This window comes from Sphingopyxis sp. BE259 (genome assembly GCF_031457495.1).
In the GTDB taxonomy this organism is placed as follows: domain Bacteria; phylum Pseudomonadota; class Alphaproteobacteria; order Sphingomonadales; family Sphingomonadaceae; genus Sphingopyxis.
In genome coordinates this window covers 3,598,167-3,624,190 of the sequence record NZ_JAVDWM010000001.1, presented here as the reverse complement: position 1 = coordinate 3,624,190, position 26,024 = coordinate 3,598,167, and the positions used below count along the sequence as shown (strand labels likewise).

28 protein-coding genes and 1 riboswitch are annotated in these 26,024 nt (G+C 65.5%); of the genes, 11 read left to right on the top strand and 17 right to left on the bottom strand.

Annotation, left to right across the window (positions count from 1 at the left end):
• Window positions 1-34: 34 nt before the first annotated feature.
• A riboswitch (TPP riboswitch) is annotated at window positions 35-146 on the bottom strand.
• Window positions 147-206: 60 nt separating this feature from the next.
• The 3 genes from J2X44_RS17390 to J2X44_RS17380 form a co-directional block, all read right to left on the bottom strand.
• Window positions 207-704: a cupin domain-containing protein gene (locus J2X44_RS17390; protein WP_310086943.1), complete on the bottom strand. Its 498-nt coding sequence runs from the start codon at window positions 702-704 to the stop codon at window positions 207-209.
• Between the two features lie 12 nt (window positions 705-716).
• Window positions 717-1,475, bottom strand: coding sequence for an iron-containing redox enzyme family protein (locus tag J2X44_RS17385; RefSeq protein WP_310086941.1), 759 nt, complete (start codon window positions 1,473-1,475; stop codon window positions 717-719).
• 245 nt (window positions 1,476-1,720) lie between these two features.
• Window positions 1,721-2,638 (bottom strand): DUF4189 domain-containing protein, encoded by a 918-nt coding sequence (locus tag J2X44_RS17380; protein WP_310249358.1) that lies wholly within the window; start codon window positions 2,636-2,638, stop codon window positions 1,721-1,723.
• A 204-nt stretch (window positions 2,639-2,842) separates the two neighbouring features.
• Here J2X44_RS17380 and J2X44_RS17375 point away from each other — a divergent pair, with 204 nt between their 5' ends.
• Both J2X44_RS17375 and J2X44_RS17370 read left to right on the top strand, forming a co-directional pair.
• Window positions 2,843-5,149 (top strand): TonB-dependent receptor, encoded by a 2,307-nt coding sequence (locus J2X44_RS17375; protein ID WP_310086937.1) that lies wholly within the window; start codon window positions 2,843-2,845, stop codon window positions 5,147-5,149.
• Window positions 5,150-5,217: 68 nt separating this feature from the next.
• Window positions 5,218-5,661 (top strand): DUF6265 family protein, encoded by a 444-nt coding sequence (locus J2X44_RS17370; RefSeq protein WP_310086935.1) that lies wholly within the window; start codon window positions 5,218-5,220, stop codon window positions 5,659-5,661.
• Here J2X44_RS17370 and J2X44_RS17365 read toward each other — a convergent pair.
• Genes J2X44_RS17365 through J2X44_RS17350 form a run of 4 tightly spaced genes read right to left on the bottom strand, consistent with a single transcriptional unit; the run spans window position 5,658 to window position 7,565 of the window.
• Entirely contained in the window at window positions 5,658-6,113 is a 456-nt protein-coding gene (locus J2X44_RS17365; RefSeq protein WP_310086933.1) for a DMT family transporter, read from the bottom strand. The genes J2X44_RS17370 and J2X44_RS17365 overlap by 4 nt on opposite strands.
• On the bottom strand, window positions 6,110-6,331 hold the full coding sequence (locus J2X44_RS17360; RefSeq protein ID WP_310086931.1) for a 4-oxalocrotonate tautomerase family protein: 222 nt from the start codon (window positions 6,329-6,331) through the stop codon (window positions 6,110-6,112). The genes J2X44_RS17365 and J2X44_RS17360 overlap by 4 nt, the downstream gene beginning before the upstream one ends.
• Window positions 6,331-6,942, bottom strand: coding sequence for a glutathione S-transferase (locus J2X44_RS17355; protein ID WP_310086930.1), 612 nt, complete (start codon window positions 6,940-6,942; stop codon window positions 6,331-6,333). Before J2X44_RS17355 ends, J2X44_RS17360 begins: the two co-directional genes overlap by 1 nt.
• On the bottom strand, window positions 6,939-7,565 hold the full coding sequence (locus J2X44_RS17350; protein WP_310086928.1) for a pyridoxamine 5'-phosphate oxidase family protein: 627 nt from the start codon (window positions 7,563-7,565) through the stop codon (window positions 6,939-6,941). Before J2X44_RS17350 ends, J2X44_RS17355 begins: the two co-directional genes overlap by 4 nt.
• A gap of 133 nt (window positions 7,566-7,698) precedes the next feature.
• Here J2X44_RS17350 and J2X44_RS17345 point away from each other — a divergent pair, with 133 nt between their 5' ends.
• Window positions 7,699-8,589 (top strand): LysR family transcriptional regulator, encoded by an 891-nt coding sequence (locus J2X44_RS17345; RefSeq protein ID WP_310086925.1) that lies wholly within the window; start codon window positions 7,699-7,701, stop codon window positions 8,587-8,589.
• 177 nt (window positions 8,590-8,766) lie between these two features.
• Here the strand turns inward: J2X44_RS17345 and J2X44_RS17340 are convergent, their stop codons facing one another.
• Entirely contained in the window at window positions 8,767-9,792 is a 1,026-nt protein-coding gene (locus tag J2X44_RS17340; RefSeq protein WP_310086923.1) for a MipA/OmpV family protein, read from the bottom strand.
• A gap of 205 nt (window positions 9,793-9,997) precedes the next feature.
• Between J2X44_RS17340 and J2X44_RS17335 the strand changes: the two genes are divergently transcribed.
• Genes J2X44_RS17335 through J2X44_RS17320 form a run of 4 tightly spaced genes read left to right on the top strand, consistent with a single transcriptional unit; the run spans window position 9,998 to window position 13,430 of the window.
• Window positions 9,998-10,246, top strand: coding sequence for a hypothetical protein (locus J2X44_RS17335; protein WP_310086921.1), 249 nt, complete (start codon window positions 9,998-10,000; stop codon window positions 10,244-10,246).
• Complete coding sequence (locus J2X44_RS17330; RefSeq protein WP_310086919.1) at window positions 10,233-10,745, top strand: hypothetical protein; 513 nt, start codon at window positions 10,233-10,235, stop codon at window positions 10,743-10,745. The genes J2X44_RS17335 and J2X44_RS17330 overlap by 14 nt, the downstream gene beginning before the upstream one ends.
• A 57-nt stretch (window positions 10,746-10,802) precedes the next feature.
• Window positions 10,803-12,731 (top strand): 1-deoxy-D-xylulose-5-phosphate synthase, encoded by a 1,929-nt coding sequence (gene dxs, locus J2X44_RS17325; RefSeq protein WP_310086917.1) that lies wholly within the window; start codon window positions 10,803-10,805, stop codon window positions 12,729-12,731.
• A 30-nt stretch (window positions 12,732-12,761) separates the two neighbouring features.
• Window positions 12,762-13,430 carry a hypothetical protein gene (locus tag J2X44_RS17320; protein WP_310086915.1) on the top strand — a complete coding sequence of 223 codons (669 nt, stop codon included), beginning with the start codon at window positions 12,762-12,764 and terminating at the stop codon, window positions 13,428-13,430.
• Window positions 13,431-13,487: 57 nt separating this feature from the next.
• Here J2X44_RS17320 and J2X44_RS17315 read toward each other — a convergent pair whose 3' ends face one another.
• The 9 genes from J2X44_RS17315 to purE all read right to left on the bottom strand — a co-directional run bounded on the left by J2X44_RS17315 (window position 13,488) and on the right by purE (window position 23,258).
• Complete coding sequence (locus J2X44_RS17315) at window positions 13,488-13,907, bottom strand: DUF3035 domain-containing protein (protein WP_310086913.1); 420 nt, start codon at window positions 13,905-13,907, stop codon at window positions 13,488-13,490.
• 24 nt (window positions 13,908-13,931) lie between these two features.
• Entirely contained in the window at window positions 13,932-14,453 is a 522-nt protein-coding gene (gene lspA / locus J2X44_RS17310) for a signal peptidase II (RefSeq protein WP_310086911.1), read from the bottom strand.
• Window positions 14,450-17,530: an isoleucine--tRNA ligase gene (gene ileS / locus J2X44_RS17305; RefSeq protein ID WP_310086908.1), complete on the bottom strand. Its 3,081-nt coding sequence runs from the start codon at window positions 17,528-17,530 to the stop codon at window positions 14,450-14,452. The genes lspA and ileS overlap by 4 nt, the downstream gene beginning before the upstream one ends.
• 180 nt (window positions 17,531-17,710) lie before the next feature.
• Window positions 17,711-18,763: a glycerophosphodiester phosphodiesterase family protein gene (locus J2X44_RS17300; RefSeq protein ID WP_310086906.1), complete on the bottom strand. Its 1,053-nt coding sequence runs from the start codon at window positions 18,761-18,763 to the stop codon at window positions 17,711-17,713.
• Between the two features lie 176 nt (window positions 18,764-18,939).
• Window positions 18,940-19,866: a bifunctional riboflavin kinase/FAD synthetase gene (locus J2X44_RS17295; protein ID WP_310086904.1), complete on the bottom strand. Its 927-nt coding sequence runs from the start codon at window positions 19,864-19,866 to the stop codon at window positions 18,940-18,942.
• Between the two features lie 142 nt (window positions 19,867-20,008).
• Window positions 20,009-21,190, bottom strand: a complete 1,182-nt coding sequence (locus tag J2X44_RS17290; protein ID WP_310086903.1) for a dipeptidase — start codon at window positions 21,188-21,190, stop codon at window positions 20,009-20,011.
• 4 nt (window positions 21,191-21,194) lie between these two features.
• Window positions 21,195-21,686, bottom strand: coding sequence for a dihydrofolate reductase (locus J2X44_RS17285; protein WP_310086901.1), 492 nt, complete (start codon window positions 21,684-21,686; stop codon window positions 21,195-21,197).
• Window positions 21,683-22,756, bottom strand: a complete 1,074-nt coding sequence (locus J2X44_RS17280; RefSeq protein ID WP_310086899.1) for a 5-(carboxyamino)imidazole ribonucleotide synthase — start codon at window positions 22,754-22,756, stop codon at window positions 21,683-21,685. Before J2X44_RS17280 ends, J2X44_RS17285 begins: the two co-directional genes overlap by 4 nt.
• Window positions 22,757-22,760: 4 nt before the next feature.
• Entirely contained in the window at window positions 22,761-23,258 is a 498-nt protein-coding gene (gene purE, locus J2X44_RS17275) for a 5-(carboxyamino)imidazole ribonucleotide mutase (protein ID WP_310086898.1), read from the bottom strand.
• 407 nt (window positions 23,259-23,665) lie between these two features.
• On the opposite strand from purE, the gene J2X44_RS17270 reads away from it, so the two are divergent.
• The 4 genes from J2X44_RS17270 (at window position 23,666) to J2X44_RS17255 (ending at window position 25,882) form a co-directional block, all read left to right on the top strand.
• Window positions 23,666-24,310, top strand: a complete 645-nt coding sequence (locus tag J2X44_RS17270; protein ID WP_310086896.1) for a GGDEF domain-containing protein — start codon at window positions 23,666-23,668, stop codon at window positions 24,308-24,310.
• A gap of 64 nt (window positions 24,311-24,374) precedes the next feature.
• Window positions 24,375-24,704 carry a hypothetical protein gene (locus tag J2X44_RS17265; protein WP_310086894.1) on the top strand — a complete coding sequence of 110 codons (330 nt, stop codon included), beginning with the start codon at window positions 24,375-24,377 and terminating at the stop codon, window positions 24,702-24,704.
• A 32-nt stretch (window positions 24,705-24,736) separates the two neighbouring features.
• Entirely contained in the window at window positions 24,737-25,306 is a 570-nt protein-coding gene (locus tag J2X44_RS17260; RefSeq protein ID WP_310086892.1) for a hypothetical protein, read from the top strand.
• A 114-nt stretch (window positions 25,307-25,420) separates the two neighbouring features.
• A complete protein-coding gene (locus J2X44_RS17255) occupies window positions 25,421-25,882 on the top strand; it encodes a DNA starvation/stationary phase protection protein (protein WP_310086890.1) in 462 nt (153 codons plus the stop codon).
• Window positions 25,883-26,024: the final 142 nt, after the last annotated feature.

Sequence of the window (26,024 nt, the reverse complement as noted above, 5' to 3'; positions counted from 1 at the left end):
GCTCCATTATGTCGGAGCGAGAATGGGATTCCGGCTTAGGAACGCCAACCCTCCCTCCGCCGGTATTATCCGGATCAGGTTCAACGGGTCGCGGTGTATTCCGCTCTCAACCGGCGATCACGCGCGCGGCTCCCCGGGGATGGGCGGACTATAGGCGGCGGCGCGCGCGCTGTCCATCGGCGCGCGCGCCGCCGATCAGATCGCGGTCATCGATGATCCAGCGCATCGACGCCGCCCACCGCGAGCCGGGTGCGCTTGTCATAATCGCCCAGCACCGCCCGGGTCAGCCCGAAATCGGTGATCGCCAGGATCACCAGTTCGTCGGTTTGCGACAGGTTTTTCGACTGGTGGAACACCCAGCGCGGGACAAAGGCGAGGCCGCCGGAGTTCAGCGTCAACGCCGCGTCGCCGATCCGCACCTCGGCGCTGCCGCTGATCACGTAGAACAACGATTCATGCGCATGCTTGTGGAGTTCGTTGTTGCACCCCGCCGCGATCCGCACCACCCGCGCATCGAACGCCTGAGTCCCCGGAAAGTCGAGGACATCGACGGCGAAATCGATGCCGAGCTTGGCGTTGCGGTTGCGATAAATCTGACGGTGGCTGGTCCCAGGGTCGGCATGAAACGCGCCGACCGGGGCGTCGGCGGCGAGCGGTTGGCGCGCTTCGATATTGTCGATGAGGGCCAGCAGGTCGGCGTTCATCCCCCGGCTCCCCTAAGCCATCGCCATGGCGGGACGCTCGGCGCGGGCCAGCGCGCGTTCGTAGAGCCAATCCCAAAAGGACGAGCGCAGCGACAGCGCCTTGATCATCCCGCGGCGCAGGTCGCCCTTGCCCGCCGGGGTGGCGGCAAAGGCCAGCGAGATCTCCTCCAGCGCTTCCTGGTGATGGTCGTCGACCGCCGTATGCAGCGGAAAGAACACCGTGTCGCGCGGGTGCAGATCGGTGCGGGCGAGCGCGTTGACGAACGGGATGTAGATGGTGCTGACGATATTTTCAGTACCAAGGCCGAGCGCGCCCAAGGCCTCGGCGGCCGAGCCATGGGTCAACGTGGTCAGAAAGGATTCGCGCCAGCACACCAGCTCGATCGCGTCATCCTCTGCGACATAGGGGGCGGTGATGCCGGTCGCTTCGCGAAAGCGGCGGAACAATTGCGGATGCGGGATGCCCTCGATCCATTCGCGCTCGACCCCGACCGCCGCCAGTTCGGCATATTCCTCATCGTCGTAAATGCCCGATTCCTCGGTCAGATTCTGGAGCAGGCTGTGGCGATGTGCGGGAATTTCGAGTTTGGAAATCACCGTGGTCAGATAGCGCGGGAAATGCAGCGAATAGCCGTAATAATGTTCTGCAAAATCGCGCAGCGCCCAATCGCTATCGGGCAGGTCATTGGTATCTAACGCGGCAAGATAAGGGTGATTTACGGCGCGGTGGTTCAATGATTCTTCGATCAAATCCTTTATGGAAACAGTCACATGACCTCCTGAGTGATTTTGGGGGAAATTCTATTTTATACGTTATTTTTATTTTCTTATGCCCCGGAGGATTGCGTCTATATCTCTGACTATGCGGTGATGAAAACCGGCCCAGAGACCCGGGTCATTATATCGATCCCGGCGTCGCTGGCTGCCGTTGGCGCGCGCCAAAGCGCGGCCGCCGGGAGCGGGCCGAGGCGGGATCGGGAGCCGCCGGGGTCGGCGGCCTGGGCAGGGTATTGCGGCTATTTTGGCGCTGTCGCCATGAAGTCGTGGACGAATTCGCCGGGGGTGCGGCTGTCATAGGCGCGCTGGAGGGTGCAGGGCTGTTTGCGCTTCTTGCAATTGGCCTGTGCGGCCTGTGCGGCGCGTTTGGCATTGGCTTCGACGGTGGCGCTCTGGTCGCTGGCGCCGAGGCGATAGGTCTGGATCGTCCCGTTGCCGACAAAGGCAAGGATCGCGCAGCGCTGCTTCGTCGCCTTGGTGCAGGCGTCGAGCGCGAGGCGCTCGGCGGCCCTGGCATCGCGCTGGCCGCTGGCGATGTAGAGGCGGCTGTCGAACCCCTCGGTCCCCTCGACCCACGCGCCAACGGCGTAGAGCTTGCGCGCGGTGGCAAGGTTCGGCGCGTGGCGGCGCTTGCCCGACGAGAAGGTCGCGAGCACCTGACACGGGACATGCTGTTTGGCGCTGCATTCGGCCAGCGTCCGTTTGCGCGCCGCGCCGCCATTGCCGGTCCAGGCGTTCCACAGCACGCCATTGCGGTCGCGAATGATCGCCATCGACGAATTATGCCATTCGCCGATCGAGCTGCAACCGCCGCCCATTGCGGAGTTGCAAGCCGCCAGCGCCTCGCGCTCGGCGGCATAGGGCGCGTCGTAATTGCCCACCATCCAGACATCGTCGGCGTCGGGATGCCAGGCGATCGAGCCATAGATGTAATAGACCCCGCCACCGCCGCCATCGTCGCCGCCACCACCGGTGTTTTCGCACATCGGCACCGCGGCGACGCCGTGGCTGCCCCCCGACACGCCGACCTGGACCTGGCCGGGAGCGGGGCCGCCGGGGCATGGGAAGGCGGCGTGGGCCGGTTGCGGCAGCGCCAAAAGCGCAAAGGCGAGAGCGGCCAGCAAGCCGAGAGCAAGACGCGAGATCATAGGGGTCATTTATCAGCGGCTTGGCGGATCACACAACCTGTTGATGTACTGGTGCAGGTGCCTGGCGTCGGCGCCGCGCTGTCACAATCGGGCGCGGACCTGTCATCATCCTGTCGCTGCGCCGACACGGAAACGACGCCGCGGGGCGGCAAAGGGCGAGCGACGTCCGCCGTTTCGTTTCCGAACAAAACTCAAAACAAAAAGGTCTCTCCCATGGCTCGCTCCGTTCGTGCGTTCACCCTGTTGCTGCTCGCCGCCACCGCCACCCCCGCGCTCGCGCAGGCCGATGCGGCGCCTACCGCCGACGATCGTGCGGCATCGGGCGGTGACATCGTCGTCACCGCGCAAAAGATTGAGCAACGGTCGATCGACGTGCCGATCACCATTTCGGCGACCAGTGGCGTGCAGCTGCGCAATCTGGGCATCAGCGACCTCGACGAACTGTCGAACTATGTCCCCGGGCTCAACATCCAGGAACAGAGCGCCAACAATCCGGGCGTCGTCATCCGCGGCATCACGTCGGACAGCGGTTCGGCGCAGCAGGCGGCGCGCGTCACGCTGTATTACAACGGCACCGACATTTCGCGTTCGCGCGGGTCGTATCAGGCGATTTACGACGTCGACCGGATCGAGGTGATCAAGGGGCCGCAGGCGACGCTGTTCGGCACCGCATCGGCGGTCGGCGCGATCAGCATCATTTCGGCGCGGCCCAAACCCGGCTTTGCGGGCGAAGTGAACGCGAGTTACGGCAATTTCGACGCGATCACGCTGGGCGGCTTCATCAACCTGGGGTCGGACAAGATTGCCGGGCGCGTCGCCGCCGAATGGAAACAGCGCGACGGTTATGTCCGCAACCTGGCGGCGGGCCAGGAGGATCTCTATGCGCAGGACCAGCTGGGGGTGCGCGGATCGCTGCGGCTGACCCCGACCGAAAATTTCACCGCCGACCTGATCCTGACCTATGACCGCCAGCGGCACAGCGGCACGCCCTTTATCTCGGGCACCTATCCGACCGCGTCGGGGCCGGCGAACCCGTTCGGCGATGCGGCGCTGGGCGGCTCGCCCTTGTCCGAAAGCGTGCTGGGGCTCGCCAAGCTGGGGCTGCGCCGCGACGTTTACGACGCCAATCTGACGCTGGACTGGCAGGTCGCCGACGATTGGACGATCACGATGATCAACAGCTATCGCGATTTCGATTCGCTGGAGGTGTTCGACGCCGACGGCAGCGCCGCCTGGTATCTGGAATTCGCCGAGGATGCCAAGGGGTGGCAGTATAACCACGAGACGCGCTTTTCGTACAAGAGCGATGCGTTTCGCGGCTCGTTCGGCTGGAACGGCTTTGTCGAGGATGGCTCGCAGATCGTGCCCTTCTCCAGCGAGGAAGGCATTTTCCTGCAATGCGCGGCGCGGCTGATCCCGAACCTGCCGTGTATCGCGCCCGACGGCAGCGTCGCGGCGGCGGCGGCGACGGGGATTTTGACGACCGGATTGGCAACGACCATCCCGTACAGCTCGACCTTTGGCAATATCGGCAAGAACCAGAGCTATTCGGTGTTCGCCGACGGCACCTGGATCGCCACCGAGGCGCTGGAGGTGACCGCCGGGGTGCGGGCGCTGATCGAAAAGCGTCGCTCGGGCTTTTTCGCCGTGGTGCCGCGGTCGGTCATCAGCGGCGGCGCGTCGCTGATCCCGGGACAGGTCGATACGGGCGGCCAGACCTATTACAGCGAGGACAGTTTCCAGGCCTTCCTGCCGCGCTTCAACATCCTGTATCGGTTCGGGAGCGGCTTCAATGCGTTCGCCACCGTGTCGAAGGGGCGCCGGTCGCCGACCGTCAATCTGGGCGCGCGCAGCACGGCGGCGGGGCCGGTGCCGAACATCAGCCAGATTGCCGAGGAAAATGTGTGGAATTACGAGGTCGGGCTGAAGGCAGCGCGCGGCGGCTTTTCGGGCTCGCTGGGGGTCTATTACCAGACCTATGACAATTTCCAGGTGTCGGTGACCCAGCCCAATGGCACGACGATCACCCAGAGCGCGGGGACCGCGAGCAACCTGGGGGTCGAGGCCGAGGCGAGCTTTGCGGTGAGCGACTGGTTCCGGCTGTTCGGCAATGTCGGCTATATCGACGGCGGTATCGACGACAAGGCGGCGAACGGCGTGTTCGCGGGCGACCGTTTCCGCCTCCAGCCCGAATGGCAGGCCGCGGCTGGGTTCACGATCAACGCCGATCTGGGCGGCGGGATGCGGCTGTTCGCGACCCCGACGGTGACCTATCGCAGCAAGATATTTTTCGAGGTGCCGAACCGCGAAGCGATCAGCCAGGATGCGGTGACGCTGGTCAACGCGCGCGCCGGGGTGAGCTTTGCCGACGACCGGTTCGAGATCGCCGGCTTCGTCCGCAACGCGACCGACGAGGATTATCTGCTCGACGCCGGCAATACCGGCGGCGCATTCGGCATCCCGACCTTCATCCCCGCCGAACCGCGGCTCTATGGGGTGCAGGTCGTCGGGCGCTTTTAGGCGCGGCGTCGCTGCGCTATCATGGTGGCGCGACGCCGACTGTCGTCGCGTCACCATGGAGGGCACCGATGAAGGCATGGCTTGCGGCGGGGCTGGGTGCGCTGCTGATGGCGGCAAGTCCGGCGGCGAACGTCCAGGACCTGGGATGGCTGGCGGGGCAATGGGTCAGCGAGGCGGACGGGCGGTGGACCGAGGAAAGCTGGACGGCGCCGCGCGGCGGGGTGATGCTGGGGCACAGCCGATCGGGGCGCGGCGATGTTTTACGCGACTTCGAATTTCTGCGGATCGTGCGTGGCACCGACGGGGCGCTCGCCTATATGGCGCAGCCGCAGGGCGGGGCGCCAGTGGTGTTTCGGCTGGTGCGACGGGACACTGCGCGTGCGACGTTCGAAAATGCGGCGCATGATTATCCGCAGCGTATCGCCTATGTCCGCACCGGCGAAACGCTGACCGCGACGATTTCGCTGATCGACGGGACAAAGCCGATGCGCTGGGTCTACCGGCGTCGCTAACCCGTCCGCCGCGCCAGATACACCCCCGCGACCATCAGCGCGATGCCCGCGAGGCGCTTGGCATCGACCGGGAAGCGCATCGATCCGAACAGCGCGAAATGGTCGATCACCGCGGCGCTGGCGAGCTGGCCGACAAGGACGAAGAAGATCGCGTTGCCGACCCCGAATTTGGGGGCGATGAAGGTCACGGAGATCACGTAGAACGCAACGAACAGCCCGCCGAAGTAGAAATGGAACGGGACGTCGGATGAAAAGCGGATCTGGCCGAGCGACCCCGTCGCCAGCGCGCCGGTCGCGGCGATCAGAAAGGCGAGGCCGAACAGGATCGTCGATGCCGCGAGCGGACTGCCCAGCCGCCCGCCGAGCCCGCCGTTGAGCGCGGCGAGGACCGGGATACCGATGCCGGTCAGCAGCATGATGACGGCAAAGGCCGGGGCGTTGCTGGTGGTCATTGCGGCGGTGCCTTTGCCGCCTGCGCCGCGCGAAATTCGGTGACGGGCAGCCCGCCGATGCCCCAATTGTCCAAGTCGACCTCGTCGATCGTCACCACCGTGGTCGCGGGATTTTTGCCGAGGATGCGTTGGAGCAGGTCGGTGACCCCCGCGATCAGTTCGGCCTTTTGGTCGGGCGTCGCGCCTTCGCGGGTAATCTTGATGTTCACATAGGGCATCATTCGGCTCCTTCGGCGGCGGGCCAGCCCGGCATGGCGGGAAAGCCGGGACGTGCCGCGATCCGCCGTGTCCATTCGCCGATTGCCGGCCAGTCGGCAAGGTCGATGTCGGCCTCTGCCATCAGCGCCAGATAGGGGCTGACGGCCAGATCGGCGATGGTCAGCCGGTCGCCGACGAGCCAGCGACGGTCGGAAAGATGCGCCTCGATGACGGGCAGAAAGCGTACGGTGATCGCCTGCGCCTGATCCTCGGCGATGGAAGCGCCGAACTGGCGCGCGAGGCGCAATGTGGCCGGGCCGTTGGCGATCTCGTTGGCGGCGTGCGACAGCCACAGCGTGATTTCACCGCGTTCCCGCGGAGTCCGGCCGTCCCATTCGCCGGGGCGGTGGCGCGCCGCGAGATAGGCGAGGATCGCCTGACTGTCGCGCAGCCGGACCTCGCCATCGATGAGGAAGGGGATTTGCGCCATCGGGGTCAGGGCGCGAAAAGCGTCTGATTGCCGCGCCGCGGCGTCGGTCGCTAGCTCGTCCCATGGCAGGCCCAGAAAGGTCAGCGCCATGCGGACCTTGTGGGTGTTGCCCGACCGCGGGGTGCCATAGAGATGGATCATCGTTCGTCTCCGTTTGCGCGCAGCGCCGCAAGTTCGGCGCGCAGCTGATTGAGTTCAGCCGCCATCGGTTTGATCGCGGCGGAAATTTCGGCTTCGGTGAAGCGCGGGGTGATATGCTGCGAGCAATTCCACTCCCACCCGATCACATCGATGACAAAGGCGCGTTCGGGGATGGCGCGATACCCCGCGGGCATCAGCGAGGCGACGAGCGCCGGATCGTCGGCGAGCTCGATACTGTGTGCATGGCAGACCAGCTTCAGCCGGTCCCGGTTCGGATAATCCATCAGGAACAGCGAGACGCGGTCGTCGCCGGCGAGGTTCGCGGTGCTGATGTATTGCTTGTTACCGCGATAGTCGGCGAAACCGATGCGGTTGCCCGCGATATGGCGGAGGAAACCCGCGGGGCCGCCGCGGTGCTGCATATAGGGCCAGCCGTCCGCGGTGACGCTGGCCATGTAGAAACTGTCGCGCAGCGCGATATAGTCCAGCTCCTTGGCGGTCAGCGCATCGGGCGTGCCGTCGGCGCCAGCGTCCATTTTCAGATAGGAAGCGCGCGAGCCGTGGCGTTCCTGCAACGTCTTGACGGCGTCGCTGAACAGGGTGTGCCGGTAGTTTTGGGCCATGCCGCGCCTCCGTAAGGGGCGAACAAAGGCAGAGGGGACATGCCCTTGTTCGCACACGGAGAGATAGTTTGTTGCGGTTCATGTGATAATCGGTGAAATTGGAACTATTCTGTTCCGACAAATGGAATAATCGATGGACCGCCTGCTGACCCTGGAAATGTTCGTCGCGGTGGCGAGCGAGGGGGGCTTTGCGGCGGCGGCGCGCAAGCTGAACAGCTCGCCGCCAGCGGTGACGCGCGGCATCGCGGCGCTGGAGGCGCGGCTGGGGACGCTGCTGTTCCACCGCTCGACCCGCGCGGTCGCGCTGACCGACGAAGGCGCGGCGTTTCTGGACCAGGCGCGGCGCATCCTGGCCGATCTGGCGGGGGCCGAGCGCGAACTGCGCGGGGCGACGGCCGCGCCGCGTGGACAACTGTATGTGACCGCGCCGGTGATGTTTGGGCGGCTGCATGTGCTGCCGGTGGTCGGTGCGCTGATGGCGCAGCATGACGAGCTGGTGGTGCGGATGATGCTGATCGACCGCAACGTCCGGATCGTCGAGGAGGGGATCGACGTTGCGGTACGGATCGGCGCGCTCGCCGATTCGGGATTGACCGCGGTGCGGATCGGCCGGGTGCGCCAGATGCTGGTCGCCAGCCCCGCCTATCTGGCCCGCCGCGGGGCGCCGCAGGGGGTCGACGACCTGGCGGGGCATGATCTGATCGGCACGATGGGGCCGCGTGCAACCAGCGACTGGCAGCTGGCGAGCGGGCGCTGGCGGCTGGATCCCAGGCCGCGGCTGGTCGTCAACACGGTCGATGCGGCGCTGGCGGCGGCGGAGGCGGGCCTGGGGATCGCCAACCTGCTCAGCTATCAGCTCGCCGACGCGCTCGCTGCCGGGCGGCTGATCGCGCTGCTGGCGGACGACCAGCCGCCGGCGCTACCAGTCCATCTGCTGTTCGAACAGTCACGCGCGGGATTGCCCGCGGCGCGCGCGTTTGTCGAGGCGATGAAGGCGCGGGCGCGGGTTGCGGGGTTGGGGTGAGGGCGGCGGCGGCTTTGGGGTAGGGATCGGACCTTCAACTTCGTCATGCTGAACTTGTTTCAGCATCCACGGCCTGAGCTCGAATTTGGTGCCGCGCCGAAGGAAACGGCAGGCCATGGATCCTGAAACAAGTTCAGGATGACGATGCTACAAATATCGCCTTTTGCCCGCATCCGCTCAGAACTGATACGCCAGCCCGCCGCCGAACAGCCATTGGTCGGCGCTGCCGACGTCCTTCACGATCGGCGAATCGGCGTAGCGTGACAGCAGGCGGCCGTATTGGGCGCCGCCGATCATCACGAACCCCTTGCGAAGGTCGCCCGACAACGCATAGGCGCCCGCCATTCCCAGCGTATATTTGCCCGCCGTCGCCTTGGTCCCGGCACCGGTGTAGACGGGCAGGCCGCTCGCGGCGCTGCCGACCGGATCGATGTCGTAATAATAGCGGCCAAAACCCTTGCCGTAAAAATTGACCGACGCGGATATGCCGATGAAGGCGCGTTTCGACAGCGGGGTGCCATAATCGATCGTCGGCGACGCTGCCCAACTGCCGTGGCGGCCCGATATGTCCTTTAACGCGACGAGGCGAAAGCCGATCTGGTCATAGGCGCTGGTGATGACGCCCGTGTGGGTGACCCCGGTGAAAAAGCCCGCCTCGATCGCCGCCTTTCGCTTGCCGAGCGCATCGACCTGCGGATCCTTGACACTGCCGGAGCGGTCGGCGCGCAGGCTGATGATCGGGCCGAACTTGAAATCGGTCTTTTGTCCGCGGCGATGGCGGATCAGGTCGACCTGGAAATTGGTGCCGCGAGTCGAAAAGGAATAACCGCTGACCCGCCCGCGCACATAAAAGGCGGGCAGGATGCGGCGATCGTCAGAGCCGTTGTAGTCGGGCGAGTTGAGCAAGCCGCCAGCGACCGCGATATAGTCGCGCGACCATTTGCGTTCGCCATCTGCATCGTCGTCGCGCGCCGCGGGGAGCAGGATATTTTCGTCGAGGTCGCTGCTGTCTTGCACGTAGCGCGCGGGCTGATCGGCTTCGAGGCTCGATGCGGCATCGCCGGGCGCGGTCAGGTCGGCGGGCAGCGGCGCATCGGCGGCCGACGCCGGGGCGGCAGCGAAGCCCGTGAAGGCGAGCGTTGCGAAAAGCGGAAGCGTGCCGGTCCGGCGAACCAGACGAAAGAGCGGCGTCAAATCGGGCATAAACATCCTATATTCTTGCCCCTCTTGGCTGGGGGTGTATGCGATCGTCCAGATATTGCAAAGGCTTCGTCTTGCCGAACCATGGTTTTGGCCGCATCGTGCCTTTCATGCATCACCCGGCCCTCGCCGTCTCCTTATCGCGCCGCTTCGCCGTTGGTTCCTCGCGGCGCGCCCCCAGTCCTGCCCCGGCCTGGCTGTCGCGCCGATGAACCGCACCCCGCGCCTGATCGGTTATGCGCTGATGGCGATCGCGGCGGCGCTCGCCGTCGCGCTGCGGCGCGGCGCGATCAATAGCATCGGGCCGTTCCCGGTCGCCGCGGTGGCGCTGCTGATCGGGATGATCGGGGTTATGATCGTGTTCACAGACCTGATGGTGCGCGGCCTTTATGCCCAGATCGGCGCGGCGAAAAACGCCGCGACCGATGAGGAGGTGAAACACGATGAGCAAGAGTGACGGGCGGATGCGCTGGGCGATGGCGGCGGCGCTCATGGGGCTGGCGCCGGGCGGCGCCATGGCCGCCGAACCGCTGAGCGAGAGCGACCGCTTTTTTCTGGATGAAGCCGCGAGTGCCTGCCGCAACGGCGACTTCCCGGCCTTTTTGTGGCCGTTTGCCAACAGCCAGGCTGTGCGGGCGCGTTATGGCTCGGCGGCGGTCCGTGATTTCCCGATCGTGATGATGGATTACAGCTATGTCACCCGCGCATCGGAGCGGTTGTTCGCGGCGAACGGCGGCGACCCGCGCCAGCTGGTCTATGTTCAGGTCGATTTCAGCACCGGCGACGGCGGCATCCAGCGCGTCGATTGGATGCCGGGGCGATTTGCGCCCGGGGAGGGCGACGGGCCGGGAACCTTGATCGAAAAGACCGGGCCGGGCGGCGCGTTGACCTTTCGACCGAGCGGCGGTTGCTGGCAATTGGCCGACGATATTCGGAACCCGGCGAGCGCGCGCTGATCCGGCGCCGTCGCCTTTTCGTTCGACAGTATCGCGGGTTACCATTATGACGGCGGCATGACCGACCGTCCGTCAACGCCGCTGCTCGACACGGTGGATGTCCCCGCCGACCTCCGCAAGCTGAAGCCCGAAGACCTCCGCCAGTTCGCCGACGAGCTGCGCGCCGAGATGATTTCGGCCGTCGGCACCACCGGCGGCCATCTGGGGTCGGGGCTGGGGGTCGTCGAGCTGACCACCGCGCTGCATTATGTGTTCGACACCCCGCGCGACAAGATCGTGTGGGACGTCGGCCACCAATGCTATCCGCACAAGATCATCACCGGGCGCCGCGACCGCATCCGAACTTTGCGCACCGGCGGCGGATTGTCGGGCTTCACCAAGCGCAGCGAGAGCGAATATGACCCGTTCGGCGCCGCGCACAGTTCGACCTCGATCAGCGCCGCGCTCGGGTTTGCGATCGCCAACAAGCTGAAGAATCAGCCGGGCCGGGCGATCGCGGTGATCGGCGACGGGTCGATGTCGGCGGGCATGGCCTATGAGGCGATGAACAATGCGAAGCAGGCGGGCAACCGGCTGATCGTCATCCTCAACGACAATGATATGTCGATCGCTCCCCCTGTTGGAGGACTCTCGGCCTATCTGGCGAAGCTGGTGTCGTCGCGGCCGTTTATCGAGCTGCGCGAAATCGCGCGGCGCTTTGCGCGCAAATTGCCCGAGCCGCTGCACAAGGCGGCAAAGAAGACCGACGAATATGCGCGCGGCATGGCGATGGGCGGCACCTTGTTCGAAGAACTGGGCTTTTATTATGTCGGGCCGATCGACGGGCATAACCTCGACCATCTGATCCCGATCCTGGAAAATGTCCGCGACAGCGACCATGGCCCGGTGCTGATCCATGCGGTGACGATGAAGGGCAAGGGCTATGCCCCCGCCGAGGCGGCCGCCGACAAATATCATGGCGTCCAGAAATTCGACGTCATCACCGGCGAACAGGCGAAAGCGCCGCCGGGACCGCCGCAGTATCAGAATGTGTTTGGCGAGACGCTGGCGAAGCTGGCCGACACCGACCCGCGCATCGTCGCGATCACCGCGGCGATGCCGTCGGGGACCGGCGTCGACAAATTCGCCAAGGCGCATCCGACGCGCAGCTTCGACGTCGGGATTGCCGAACAACATGCGGTGACCTTCGCGGCGGGCTTGGCGGCGCAGGGGATGCGGCCGTTCTGCGCGATCTATTCGACGTTCCTCCAGCGCGCCTATGATCAGGTCGTCCATGATGTAGCGATCCAGAACCTGCCGGTGCGTTTCGCGATCGACCGCGCCGGGCTGGTCGGCGCCGACGGATCGACCCATGCGGGCTCGTTCGACGTCACCTATCTGGCGACGCTGCCCAATATGGTGGTGATGGCGGCGGCCGATGAGGCCGAGCTGGTCCATATGACCTACACCGCCGCGGAATATGACGCGGGGCCGATCGCCTTCCGTTATCCGCGCGGCAATGGCACCGGCGTCGCGTTGCCCGAGGTTCCGGTGAAGCTGGAGATCGGCAAGGGTCGCGTCGTGCGCAGCGGCAAGACGGTGGCGATCTTCTCGCTTGGCACGCGATTGGCCGAGGCGTTGAAAGCCGCTGACACGCTGGAAGCGCGCGGGCTGTCGACGAGCGTCATCGATTTGCGTTTCGCCAAGCCGCTCGACGAAGAACTGATCCGCAAGACGCTGGCGAGCCACGAAGTGTGTGTGACGGTCGAGGAAGGCAGCGTCGGCGGGCTGGGCGCGCATGTGCTGACCTTGGCGAGCGACGAGGGGCTGATCGATGCCGGGCTGAAGCTGCGCACGCTGCGCCTGCCCGATGCGTTTCAGGACCAGGACAAGCCCGAACTGCAATATGACGCCGCGGGGCTGAATGCGCCGCAGATCGTCGATTGCGTGCTGAAAGCGCTGCGCCACAACAGCGCGGGGGTCGAGGAAGCGGGCGCGCGGGCTTAGTCTGGATCGCTGGCAGCGGGGGCGAGGCCAATGGATTTCCTGAAACTCATCCAGTCGCTCGACGAGCTGCTCTATGAGATCATGTCGTGGCTGGTCTTTTATCCGGTCACCTTGTGGCGCGCGTTGACCAAGCCGCTGACGATGATGGATTATGCCGACAGCGAACTCGGCGATCCGGCGGCGCGGCAATATAGCGATACGCTGTCGCCGCCGCTGTTCCTGCTGCTGACCATCGCGCTGACGCATGCCGCCGAACTGTCGCTCGTCGGGCAGGACCAGTTGATCACCAGCAAGACCGGGTTGAGCGCCTTCATCAGCGACGACAGCAGTCTGATATTGGTGCGCGTCGCGTTCTTCAGCATTTTTCCGCTGATCATGGCGGCGCGGATGGTGCGGGCGCGGCATGTGAAGCTCGACCGCGGGCCGCTCAAGCCGCCCTTTTACAGCCAATGCTATGTCACCGCGCCCTTCGCAATGATGGTGAGCGCGTCGTCGATCCTGATGCGAACGGGGCAGGTCGAGTGGGAGGTGACCGGTTTCGCGCTGCTTGTCTTTGCGCTGCTATGGTTCGGTACGTTGCAGATCCTGTGGTTCGCCCATCATTTGCGCTGCGGCTACTGGCGCGCCGCGGGCCATGCCTCGCGCGCGATGGTCGAGGCGCTGGTGCTTTTTGTCGTCGTGTCGCAGATTTTTCGCTGACCGCCACGAAAAAGGCCCGGACAGCCGGGCCTTTCCAGTCGGTGATGTGCGCCGGGTTCAGGCCCCCGGAATCGCCGCCTGCGCGTCGCGGCCGTCGCCTTCGGGGGCGGCCAGGATGTCGCGGGTGACCAGGCCCTTGTCGACGACCTGGGTGTCGGGGCTGCCGACCTGGCTGCGGATGCCGGGGTCGGCGCGGGCGCCGTCGGCGCTGCTGATGACCGCGGCTTCATTGGGGCTGCGGGCCGAAGGGCCGCCGAACAGCGCGCGCAGCGTCTGCTCCGCGGTCGATTCGCCGCCGGGGCGGACGGTGCCGGGGGCTGGCGGGGCCAGCGAGAAGTCGGGCGGCACGACCAGCGGCGCCTGACGCGACACCGCGAATTCGTCGGGGCGGTCGCGGTTGAACAGGTTGTTCGAGCCGCAGGCCGACAGGGTGGTGGCCAGAATCGAGGCGGCCAGGATGGCGGTGGTCCGGTTCACTGTAATAACTCCTATGCGCCCCGTTTAGTCGGAGGACGGCGACCCGCCCGTGCTGGCCGCCTTTTCGCCGAAGAGCAGCGCGCGCGCAACCAGCAAAAGCACCCCGATCGAGATGCAGGCATCGGCGACGTTGAAGATCAGGAAGGGGCGGAAATCGCCGAAATGCAGGTCGGCGAAATCGACGACAAAGCCGTGGCGGACACGATCGACGATATTGCCGAGCGCCCCGCCCAGAATCAGCGCCAGCGCGATGACGTCGCCGCGCGCCTTTTCGCGGGTCATCCAGATGCCGACCGCGGCGGCGACCGCCGCGGTCACCGCGACCAAAGTCCAGCGCGTGGTGTCGTTGCAGTCCGAAAACATCGACAGCGAAATGCCGCAATTCTCTGCCCAGGTCAGGTTGAAGATGTCGATAATCTCGATCTCACGCTTCGCCTCGAGCGACAGCGGGGTGATCACGACCCATTTGGTCACCTGATCGAGAATGAAGGCGAAGGCCGCGATCAACAGGCCGAAACGCAGGTGCGGCGAACGAGAGCTTGTCATGCGGGGTTCAATACCGTCTCGCAGCGATTGCACAAGTTGCCGTCCTCGGTAACTTCGGGGAGGTGGCGCCAGCAGCGGCCGCATTTGTGGTCGGTGGTGCGCGCAATTCCTATCATAATACCATCACCGTATTCGCGAAACGAAAAGGAATTGGTCTCACCGCCGCTATCGACGAGCGACATGAGATCGACATCGCCCGAAATAAAGAGTTCAGCCAGATCGAATGTTTCTTCGGTGTCTTCATCAAGGCCAGAATTACCCAAATAAACTTTCGCTTCCAAACTCGACCGAACGATTTTCTCGCGGCGAAGCGGCTCAATGGCCTCGTTCACGTGTGACCGGAGTGCTCGGAACTGCGTCCAACGCTCCATCAACTCGTCATTCCCGCGAAGGCGGGAATCCCGCTCTGCGGCCGCGCTGGAAGAAGCGGGATCCCCGCCTTCGCGGGGATGACGGAGGAGGGTGTCGAGGTTGGGCCACTCCAGCAGATGTACGCTGCCTTCGTCGGGATAGCGCGTCCCCCACACTTCTTCGCTGGTGAACACCAACACCGGCGCGGCGTAGCGCACCAGTGCATGGAAAAGCGTGTCGAGCACGGTGCGGTACGCGCGGCGCTTGTCGGTGCCGAGCGGCGCGGCGGGGCCGATGTCGCAGTAGAGGCTGTCCTTGCGGATATCGAAGTAGAAGGCCGACAGGTCTTCGTTGCAGAAATCCGACAGCAGGCGGGTGTAGCTGTTGAAGTCGAAATCCTCGACCGCCTGCGCCATTTTGGCATCGAGGTCGGCGAGCAGCGAGAGCATATAGCGTTCGAGTTCGGGCATCGCCGCGACGTCGGCAATGCGCTCTTCTTCGGTGAAGCCTTCGAGCGCGCCCAGCAGATAGCGGAACGTATTGCGCAGCTTGCGATACTGGTCGGCGACCCCGGTCAGGATTTCCTTGCCGATGCGATGGTCTTCGGTGAAGTCGACGCTCAGCGCCCACAAGCGCAGGATGTCGGCGCCATAGTCGCGCATCAGGTCGATCGGGCTGATCGTGTTGCCGAGCGACTTCGACATCTTGAAGCCCTTGGAATCCATCGTGAAGCCGTGCGTCAGCACCGCCTTGTACGGCGCCTGTCCGCGCGTGCCGCTGGATTCGAGCAAGGACGACTGGAACCAGCCGCGATGCTGGTCGCTGCCTTCGAGATAGAGGTCGGCGCTGTGGGTGCCGCCGTCGTGGCGGACGAGCGCGGGCCAGCGGCCGCTTTCGAGCACGAAGGCGTGGGTGCAGCCCGAATCGAACCACACGTCGAGAATGTCGACGATGCGCTCGTAATCGGCGGCGTTGTAGGCATCACCGAGATATTCCTGCGCGCGCGCATCGCTCCATGCGTCGACGCCGCCCGCCTTCACCGCCGCGACGATGCGGTCGTTGACGATCGGGTCGTTGAGATATTGGCCGGTCTTGCGGTCGACGAAGAGCGTGATCGGCACGCCCCAGGCGCGTTGACGCGACAGCACCCAGTCGGGGCGATCCTTGACCATGCTGCCGATGCGGTTGCGGCCCTTTTCGGGGACGAAGCGGGTGCGGTCGATCGCGTGCATCGCGGCCTGCCGCAAGGTCGGCGCGGCGCACAGATCCTCCTCGGCGGGGTTGATCGCGCCGCCTTCGCTTTCCCAGCGCTGCTCGCGCGGCGCCTTGGGCTCGATGTGGGTCATCACCCGGTCCATCGGCACGAACCATTGCGGGGTGCAGCGATAGATGACCTTCGCCTTCGAGCGCCAGCTGTGCGGGTAGCTGTGTTTGTAGTCGGCCGACGCCGCGAGCAGCCCGCCGGCTTCGCGCAGGTCGGTGCAGATCGGGCCGTCGGGGGCGTTGAATTTCGGGTTGATCACGCTGCCCTGACCGCCGAGCCAGCCCCAGTCGGCGCGATATTTGCCGTCGCCCTCCACCGCGAACACGGGGTCGATGCCGTTCGCCTTGCAGAGGTCGAAATCATCCTCGCCATGGTCGGGCGACATATGGACGAGCCCGGTGCCGCTGTCGGTGGTGACGAAATCGCCCGCGAGGAAGGGACGCGGACGCGCGAAGAAGCCGCCGAGATGGTGCATCGGGTGGCGGGCGATGGTACCGGCGAGATCGGCGCCCTCAATTTCTTTGCAGTTGAAATTACCCGCGGAATCGACGGTTTGCCAGATCAGCTTGTCCAAGCGCTCATGGTCGCCTTCTGCGATTCTATTAAGAAAATCGCCGACGTTGATCGTGTTCACGATGTACTTCTGACCGTCCAACGGGAGGATTGAATAGTTGATTTTCGGTCCATAGGCCAAAGCTTGGTTCACCGGGATCGTCCATGGGGTGGTCGTCCAGATAACAGCGTAAGCGCCCTTCAACTCTTCAATCGGCGAGTCCGTTATCTCGAACGCGACATCGATCTGCGTCGAGACGATATCCTCATATTCGATCTCGGCTTCGGCGAGCGCGGTCTTTTCGACCGGCGACCACATCACCGGCTTGGCGCCGCGATAGAGCATGTCGTTCGCGGCGAATTTGAGCAGTTCGCGGACGATGGTCGCCTCGGCCTCATAATCCATCGTGAGGTACGGATGGTCCCAGTCGCCGCCGATGCCGAGGCGCTTCAGCTGCTCGCGCTGGGTGTCGACCCAATGCTGCGCATAGGCGCGGCATTCGGCGCGGAATTCCTCGACCGGAACCTCGTCCTTGTTGAGCTTTTTCTTGCGATACTGCTCCTCGACCTTCCACTCGATCGGCAGGCCGTGGCAGTCCCAGCCGGGCACATAGGGCGCGTCCTTGCCCTTCAGCGTCTGGGTGCGGACGACCATGTCCTTCAGGATATGGTTGAGCGCATGGCCGATGTGCATGTCGCCATTGGCGTAGGGCGGGCCGTCGTGGAGGATGAACTGCTCGCGGCCCTTGCGGGCGGCGCGAATCTGCCCTTCCAGATTGTCCTGCAGCCATTTCGCCAGAATCAGCGGCTCCTTCTGCGGCAGGCCGGCTTTCATCGGGAAGTCGGTCTTGGGCAGGAAGACGGTGTCGCGGTAATCGCGCTGCTCGGCGGGGGGCGTGCTGTCGGTCATGGTGCGCGGCGCTTAGCGCAGATTTGCGTGGGCGCAAAGCATATGGGCGAGGGGTAATACCAGCTTCGTCACGCCGGACCCTTCGACAGGCTCAGGACAGGCTTGATCCGCGGTCCAGTCCTGCCTCGCAGCATGGACCCCGGATCAAGTCCGGGGTGACGATCAAATGATGGCACGGTTTCATTTCTGCCGCGGCCGCAGCGCCGGGCCGACTGCGCGAATGTCTTCGACCCAGATATAGCCGTTGAAGCTGGCCGGGATTTTGGCGAGTTGCTGGGGGGTGGTCAGGCCTTCGTTCGATTTGCCGCGTTCATAAGGGCCGAAGACGATGACGCGCGCGCCGACGCTGTCCATGCGGGCGATCAGCCGGTCGGGCCAGCCCCAGAACGCCCATTGGTAATTGATCGGGATCGCCAGGACGCCGTTCCGGCAGCTGGCGGGGACGATGCCGGTCCAGCCATAGGCGACATAATCCTTGGTGCACGGCATCGCCTCGCGCTTGAGGTCGAACGACCAGTTGGCGGGGAGCAATTGGCGCATCCGCTTCACCGGGCCTTGGTGGCCGTAAAAGGCGTCGCCGAGTTCCTGGCTGTCGCGGCCGGAGGCCTTGATGATCGCGAACAGCTGGTCGGCCTCGCGCGGGTTCTTCGATTTGAAGTTGAACAGGATCGGGTGGACGGGGAGCGCGGCGAGGCCGTCCTCGACCGTCGGCATCTTGCCGATGCCCTTGCCGCGCAAGGGAAAAGTCTTGCCGCCGTCGGCGGTGTAGCCATGGCCGATGTCGAGCGCCTGCAATTGCGCCAGCGTCAGGTCGCGGGTGGCGCCGGTGCCGTCGGTGCGGCAGTCGACGGTCCAGTCGTGGAACAAGACCATGCGCCCGTCTCTGGTTGGCGCGACGTCGATCTCGACCATGTTGGCGCCCAGCCCGACCGCCCAGCGCATCGATTCGGGGGTGTTTTCGAACACCTCATGTTCTGGCGGATAGGCGTGCATGGCGGTGCAGGTGTCGCGGCCGACCGCGGCGCGCTTGTCATAAAGGTGATAGACGCCGCGGTGCGCGATGAGTTTGGCTTTGCCGGTGGGCGCGGGGGCGAGGAAGCTGGCGTTGCTGAGGGTCAGCCAGGCGACGAGCGCGGCGAACAGCCAGAGCGCGATCTTGGTGCCGCGGCGGAGCGGCTTTCTGGGTGGGGGTTCGAGGGCGGTGGCCCAGTCGGTGTTCGCGTCGGCCATCATTACCCCCAATCCCTCTCCCCTTGCGGGAGAGGGTTGCGCAGCCTTGGCAGCTCTGCTGCCTAGGCGAAGCTGGGTGAGGGGGCGGCGCCATATCGATAGCGCGCTGCCCCCTCACCCGTTGCGACTAGCGAGCAAGCTCGCAAGTCTCACTGCCCTCTCCCGCAAGGGGAGAGGGTTTAGATGTCGACGAGCAAGGATTTCGCCGCGTCGCAATCCCTCGCGATCTGCGCCATCAGCGCGTCCATGCTGTCATATTTCGCCTCGGGCCGGATGAAGGCGTGGAAGGCGACGTCGATGTCCTGCCCGTACAGATCCTCGGCAAAGTCGAAGAAATGCGGTTCGAGCAATTCCTTGGGCGGATCGAAGCTGGGGCGGATGCCGAGGTTGGCGGCGCCTTTCAGGACGCGGTCATCCGGCAGGCGGCCGGTCACCGCATAGATGCCGTAGGCAGGGCGAAGGTAGTTGCCCATGTCGATGTTGGCGGTGGGAAAGCCGAGCAGGCGGCCATTCTTGTCGCCGTGCTCGACCGTCCCGCGCACGGTGAAGGGGCGGGTGAGCAGGCGCGCCGCGGTGGCGCAGTCGCCCGCCTGCAGCGCCTCGCGGATGCGGCTGGACGAGATGACCGCGTCGTCCTCGACCGGGGCGACCATTTCGGTGAAGAAGCCAAGGCGACGGGCGTGGTCGGCGAGGGTGACGACATCGCCGCCGCGGCCCTTGCCGAACACGAAGTCGCTGCCGGTGACGACCCCGGCGGCGCCGTAGCGTGTCAGCAGCAGGCCGGTGATGAAATCCTCGGCGGAGGTTCCCGCGAGCGCGGCGTCGAAGGGCAGGACGAGCATCGCGTCGGCGCCCGCCGCGGCGAACAATTCCTGCCTTTGGTCGAGTGTCGTGAGGCGAAAGGGCGGGACGTCGGGTTTGAAGAAGCGCACCGGATGCGGGTCAAAGGTCGCGACGATCGCCGGGCGGCCCTCGTCGCGCGCATGGCGGACGGCGCGGCCGACGACCGCCTGGTGCCCGGCATGAAAGCCGTCGAAATTGCCGAGCGCGATGACGCCGCCGCGCAGCGGGTCGGCGATGCGGGCGTGGCCGTCGAGGCGGATCATCGACCTACCTCAACCCGTTCGCCCTGAGGAGCCGCTGAGCGAAGTCGAAGCGGCATCTCGAAGGGCTCTTCGAGACAGGGCTGACCCTTCGACAGGCTCAGGGTCAGCCCTTCCTCAGGGCGAACGGATGTGGACGGGACCGTCACGGCACGGGCGGCGTCAGCGGAACCAGCCCCGCGCGCAGTACCCGCACCGCATTGCCGCCCATCGCGGCGCGAATCTCGTCGTCGCTGAACCCGGCGTCGATCAGCGCCTGCGTCACCTGTGCCAGTTTCGAGGTGTCGAAGCGGACGGTGGTGGCGCCGTCATAATCGCTGCCGAGCGCAACGTGCTGGATGCCGACGAGGTCTCGGACATGCTTCATCGCCTTGGCGATGCTGGCGGGCGCGGTGTCGCAGATCGCGGCGTCCCAGTAACCGATGCCGATCAGGCCGCCGGTCGCCGCGACGCCGCGGATCTGTTCGTCGCTGAGGTTGCGGTTGACCTTGCACGTCGCCTGCACCCCGCCATGGCTGGAGACGACGGGGCGGCGCGCCATTTTTAATATGTCGGCGACGCAGGCGTTCGAGCAATGCGCGATGTCGACGACCATGCCCTTGGCTTCCATCGCGGTGACGACCTGCCGCCCGAGCGGGGTGAGGCCGCCCTTCTTGAGACCGTGCATCGACCCGGCGAGATCATTGTCGAAGAAATGGGTGAGCCCCGCCATGCGGAAGCCCGCGGCGTAGAGTTTGTCGAGATTGGTGAGTTTGCCTTCGAGCGGGTGCAGCCCTTCGATGCTGAGCAGCGCGCCGGTGGTCAGCGGCTTGCCCTGGCGCGCCGCGACCAGCGCGTCGAGATCGGCGGCGGTGGCGACCGCGCGCAGCTTGCCGTCCGACGCCGCGACCGCGCGGTGCAGCTTTTCGGCATGCCACAGCGACCGTTCGAGCAGCGAGTTCCACGTCCGGACCGGCTGAAGCTGTGCGATCACCAGGCTGGTGATATTGTCGGTATCGCCGCTGTTGGCGTCGTAATTCTGCCCCTTGGGCGATTTGGTCGTGCTGGCGAGGACCTGTAGCGCGACATTGCCGTCCTGCAGCCGCGGCAGGTCCATATGGCCCCGATCCGCACGATCCAAAATGTCGCGCTTCCACAGCAATGTGTCGCTGTGCAGATCGACGATCGTCAGCGTTCGGTGCAGCGCTTTGGCGCGTTCGCTGACTGCGGGGAGCGGCTTGTCGTCGATCTGGTTGGTACCGCGCTCGATAATCCCGGGGGCGAGCGCGAAAAAGGCGAGCGCGGCGAGGGCGACGATGAGCAGGAGTGCGATCAGCCAGCGGCGCATGCGTCTAAATCCTTGTCAGCGTGACGAAGCTGTAGGCGGGGCGGCCGGCGTCGTCGGCGGGATGATCGTCGCGCGCAATCTCGCGCCACTCGGCGGGGTCGGGATAGGCGATGACGGCATCGCCTGTGGGCTCGATCGCGACGTCGGTCAGCTCGATACGATCGGCGAGGGGAAGGAACAGGCGGTAAATTTCGCCGCCGCCGATCACCATGACGTGCGGGGCGTTGGCGAGCTTGAGGGCGTCATCGACGTTGCCGACCGGCTCGGCGCCCTCGTCCTGCCAGTCGGGGTCGCGGGTCAGGACGATATGGCGGCGGCCTTCGAGGATCGCGGGCAGGCTGTCGAACGTCTTGCGCCCCATGATCATCGGGCGCCCCATCGTCAGCTGCTTGAAACGGCGCAGGTCAGCGGGCAGGTGCCAGGGCATCTTGCCGTCGGCACCGATCACGCCATTGGCGGCGCGTGCGAGGATGAGGGTGATTTCGGGGTGGTTCATGCCAGTGGTGTGCCGACCCACGTCGCGTGACCGAGCTTGCGGCCCGCGCGGACGTCGGTCTTGCCATAATGATGGACGTGGCACGCGCCGTCGGCAAGTAGTGCGGGGACGGCCTCGATGTCGGCGCCGATCAGGTTGCGCATGGTGACGGGCAGCGCGGCGGTCGCGGTGTCGCCGAGCGGAAGCCCCGCAACAGCGCGGATATGGTTTTCGAACTGGCTGGTCACCGCCCCCTCGATCGTCCAGTGACCGCTATTGTGGACCCTCGGCGCCATTTCGTTGAAAATCGGGCCGTCGGCGGTCGCAAAAAACTCGCCCGTCAGCACGCCGACATAGTCAAGATCGTCGGCGATCCGCGCCATCAGTGCGCGGGCGCCGTCCTGTTGGTCGAGGATGATCTGCGGCGGCGGCAGCGCCGAGGTCGCAAGGATGCCGTCCTGATGGACATTGACGCTGCTGTCCCAGAAGCGCGTCTCGCCGTCGATGCCGCGGACAAGCAGCACCGAAAATTCGTGGGCGAAGGTGACGAACCCCTCGAGGATCGCGGCGTGGCGGTCGATCGCATCCCACGCGATGTCGGCGTCGGCGGGGGTCATTAGCCGCGCCTGCCCCTTGCCGTCATAGCCCATGCGGAGCGTCTTGAGGATCGCAGGGGTGCCGACGCAGGCCAGTGCGGCGGCGAGCGCGGCGCGGTCGGGCGCCGCGGCAAAGGGAGCGGGGCGGCCGCCGAGCGCGGTGACGAACGTTTTTTCAGCCAGCCGGTCCTGCGCGATTTCGAGCGCCTGCGCGCCGGGGCGCACGGCCACATGCCCCGACAGGAAGCGCACCGTGTCGACCGGGACATTTTCGAACTCGATCGTCACCGCATCGCACGCCGCGGCAAAGGCGGCGAGGCGCGGCTCGTCGTCCCACGCCGCCTGGACATGGTGCGCCGCGACCTGCGCCGCCACACTCTCGCGGTCGGGAGCGTAGATATGAACCTGATACCCCAGCTGCGCCGCGGCGACGGCGAGCATCCGGCCGAGCTGGCCGCCGCCGAGGATGCCGATCGTCGAACCGGGTGCCAGCAAAAGATCAGCCCTCGCGCACAGGGGTCGGGGCGACGGCGCTGGTCTGCGCGTCGCGCCAGGCACCGAGCTTTTGCGCCAGATCGGCGTCGGTGTTCGCCAGCAGCGCGGCAGCAAACAGCCCGGCATTGGTCGCCCCCGCCTTGCCGATCGCAAAGGTCGCCACCGGCACGCCGCCGGGCATCTGGACGATCGAATAGAGGCTGTCGACGCCGCTGAGCGCCGCCGACTGGACCGGCACACCGAGCACCGGGACGCGCGTCATCGACGCGACCATGCCGGGCAGATGCGCCGCGCCGCCAGCGCCCGCGATGATCGCGTGCAGGCCGCGCGCCGCCGCGCCTTTGGCATAAGCGACGAGGCGGTCGGGGGTGCGATGCGCCGACACGATCTGCACCTCGTGCGCGATCCCGAATTCCTCGAGGATATGGACCGCGTGCGCCATCGTCGGCCAGTCCGACTGGCTGCCCATGATGACGCCCACTTGCGGCGCGCTATCGCCCATCCCGAGACCCTCCTGCAACGGCGTCCGACCCACGGATGAATCGCCGCCGCATACCCCCTAGCGACAAGGCCGCGCGCGGGCAACGCCGCCGGTTCGCTGGCGGCCCCGATCAACCCTTTAGCCGAACGGGGTAGGCGCGATGTCGTTCGGGGGGCGCCGGGCCCACCTTTGGATTATTCCGCCGCGCCCTTATCCCATGCCCCGACGCGGCGCGCGGCAACTGCCCGCAGAAGCGACGGAAACGGTGGTTTCCAGCGCCGGTATCGCTGCCGCTGTGACCCCCCGAACGGGTAATTGTGGTTCGCCGCCCCAGCGTTTACCGATTGGTATCAAGTCGCGTTTAGGGTTGCGGCTCGATAATCATCGGCATCGGGCCGGGGAGCAAGCGTAGGTTGCGGGGACGTTGAATGGACAGCGTAGGGGGGGCGCGGATTGCGGTCGATCAGTTCGCCGCATTATCCGTTGACTCCATCGAGGACCAACTGCGTGAAATACGCCGCGAACGCGACGCGCTGCGCCGCGAGAACCGCGTATTGAAGATCGCCGTCGCCGAACTGGAACGGGTGTCCGAACGCGACACGCTGACCCCGTTGTTCAATCGCCGCTATTTCCTGACCGCGATCCATCACCGCATGGCGCGGTTCGAACGTCACGCCGAACGCGCCGCAGTGGTGTTCGTCGACGTCAACCAGCTGAAATTGATCAACGACAGTTTCGGCCATGCTGCGGGCGACTTCGCCTTGATGGAAATCGCCAAACGGCTCGCCGAATCGATCCGCGCCACCGACGTCGCGGCGCGCATCGGCGGCGATGAATTCGGGCTGATCCTCGATCAGTCGAGCGAGGATGGCGCCCGCGCCCAGATCGCGCGACTGGGCGATGTGCTTACCGCCGCCCCGGCACATTATGACGACCATCAGATCGCGCTGTCGGCATGCTTCGGGATCGCGATGCTGCAATCGGGGATGACCGAATCGGATATTTTGGCCGCCGCGGATCGCGATATGTATCGCAATAAACAGGGGCAGGGCGGCCTCCCCGGTCACCGCTGACATCGCCGCTAACCGCCCGTTAACCAAATAAGCGCATCGTCCCCATCAGGACAGGGGGTGAGTGATGCGGACCCAAGCCGACCCATATCATGACATTCAGGACCGGATCACCGGCCAGATCGGCGCGCTTGCCGAAGCATTGCCGCATTGTGCGCTGGCGCAGATCGTCCAAGGGATCGACGACATCCGCTGTCTGGCGCGCGACAATGGTTTCGCCGCGGTGGAGACGCTGGCCAGCCGGCTTGAATCGGCGGTCGCCGGGGGTGGTTACCGCGCCGCGATCCTGACCTATCTCGACGCGATGAGCGACGCTGCCAGCGTGCCGCGCGGGCCGCTGCCCGCGGCGGCGCAAGAGGCGTGGTTGGCGTCGGTCGCGATGCGTCTGGGCCATTGACCCTCATCGCCTGACAATCCACACCGTTTTCCATGGATGCAATCATGCTCGCGCTGGTGGCGGTGCTGCTGGCCAATGCCGACGGGCGCAGCGGGATATTGCTGTCGCGGCTGCTCAGCGACCGAGCGGACCGGCGGGTCGTCGCCGGCATTGCTTTCGGCGCCTTCATCCTGAATGCCATGATCGCCGCAACCGCCGGTGCGATAGCCAATCGCATGATCGGCCAGGGGGTGGCGGCGCTGCTGGTGGCGATGGCGATGCTGTCGGCGGCGGCGGCGCTGCTGTGGCAGGGGCGACCGTCGCTGTTCGATGACAAGGCGTTGGCGGCCACCCCGACGATGTTGGCGGGGCGGATGCTGCTCGCCCAATTCGGCGATCGCAGCCATTTCCTGATCGGCGCGCTCGCGGCGACGAGCGGCGCGGGGCAATGGGCGGCGGCGGGCGGACTGGTCGGCTGGACGCTGGCGATGCTGCCGTTCCTGGCGTTTGGCCCCGATCTGGCGGGGCAGCGCGCGGCGCATATCCTGCGCTGGGTCAGTGCGGCGATCCTGACAATCTGGGGCATTCGCACTGCGATGGGGGCGTTCGGATTGATCGGTTGATCGCTGTTATTTCGGGTTTGTTATCGCTTTTATCGATGAGTGCGACGAACAGGTTCAATGGGAAAATGTCATCGAGGCGCGCTATACAGGGACGGTCAACGAAAGGATGCTCCCATGTCCGACAAGAACAACAATGTCCCCGCCGTCGCCGATGCGCTGAACGTGCTGCTCGCCGACAGTTTTGCGCTGTATCTGAAAACCAAAAATTATCACTGGCATGTGCAGGGGCCGCGCTTTCGCGAACTGCATCTGCTGTTCGACGAACAGGCAACGCAGATTTTCGCGACCACCGATCTGATCGCCGAGCGGGTGCGAAAAAATGGCGCGCGGACGCTGCAATCGGTCGGTGACATCGGCCGCCGTCAGTCGATCCGCGACGACGATGTCGCGGGAACCGATGCCGAGGCGATGATCCGGACGCTGGCGGACGACAACAAGATCCTGCTCGGCCAGTTGAAAGAGGTGAAAGCTGCGGCTGAGGCCGAGGGCGACATCGCGACCAGCGGCCTGGTCGACACGTGGGCCGACGAGACGCAGCAGCGGATCTGGTTTTTGGAAGCCACGCTGGGGTACTGAGGTTTGGCGGCTTTGGGGTGGTGTGTTGCTGTAACTTATCCTCCCCATCGACTTGCGATGGGGAGGTGGCAGCGCGAAGCGCTGACGGAGGGGCCATGGCGCTGACGTTGCTGCCCCTCCACCCCTCGCTTCGCGAGAGGTC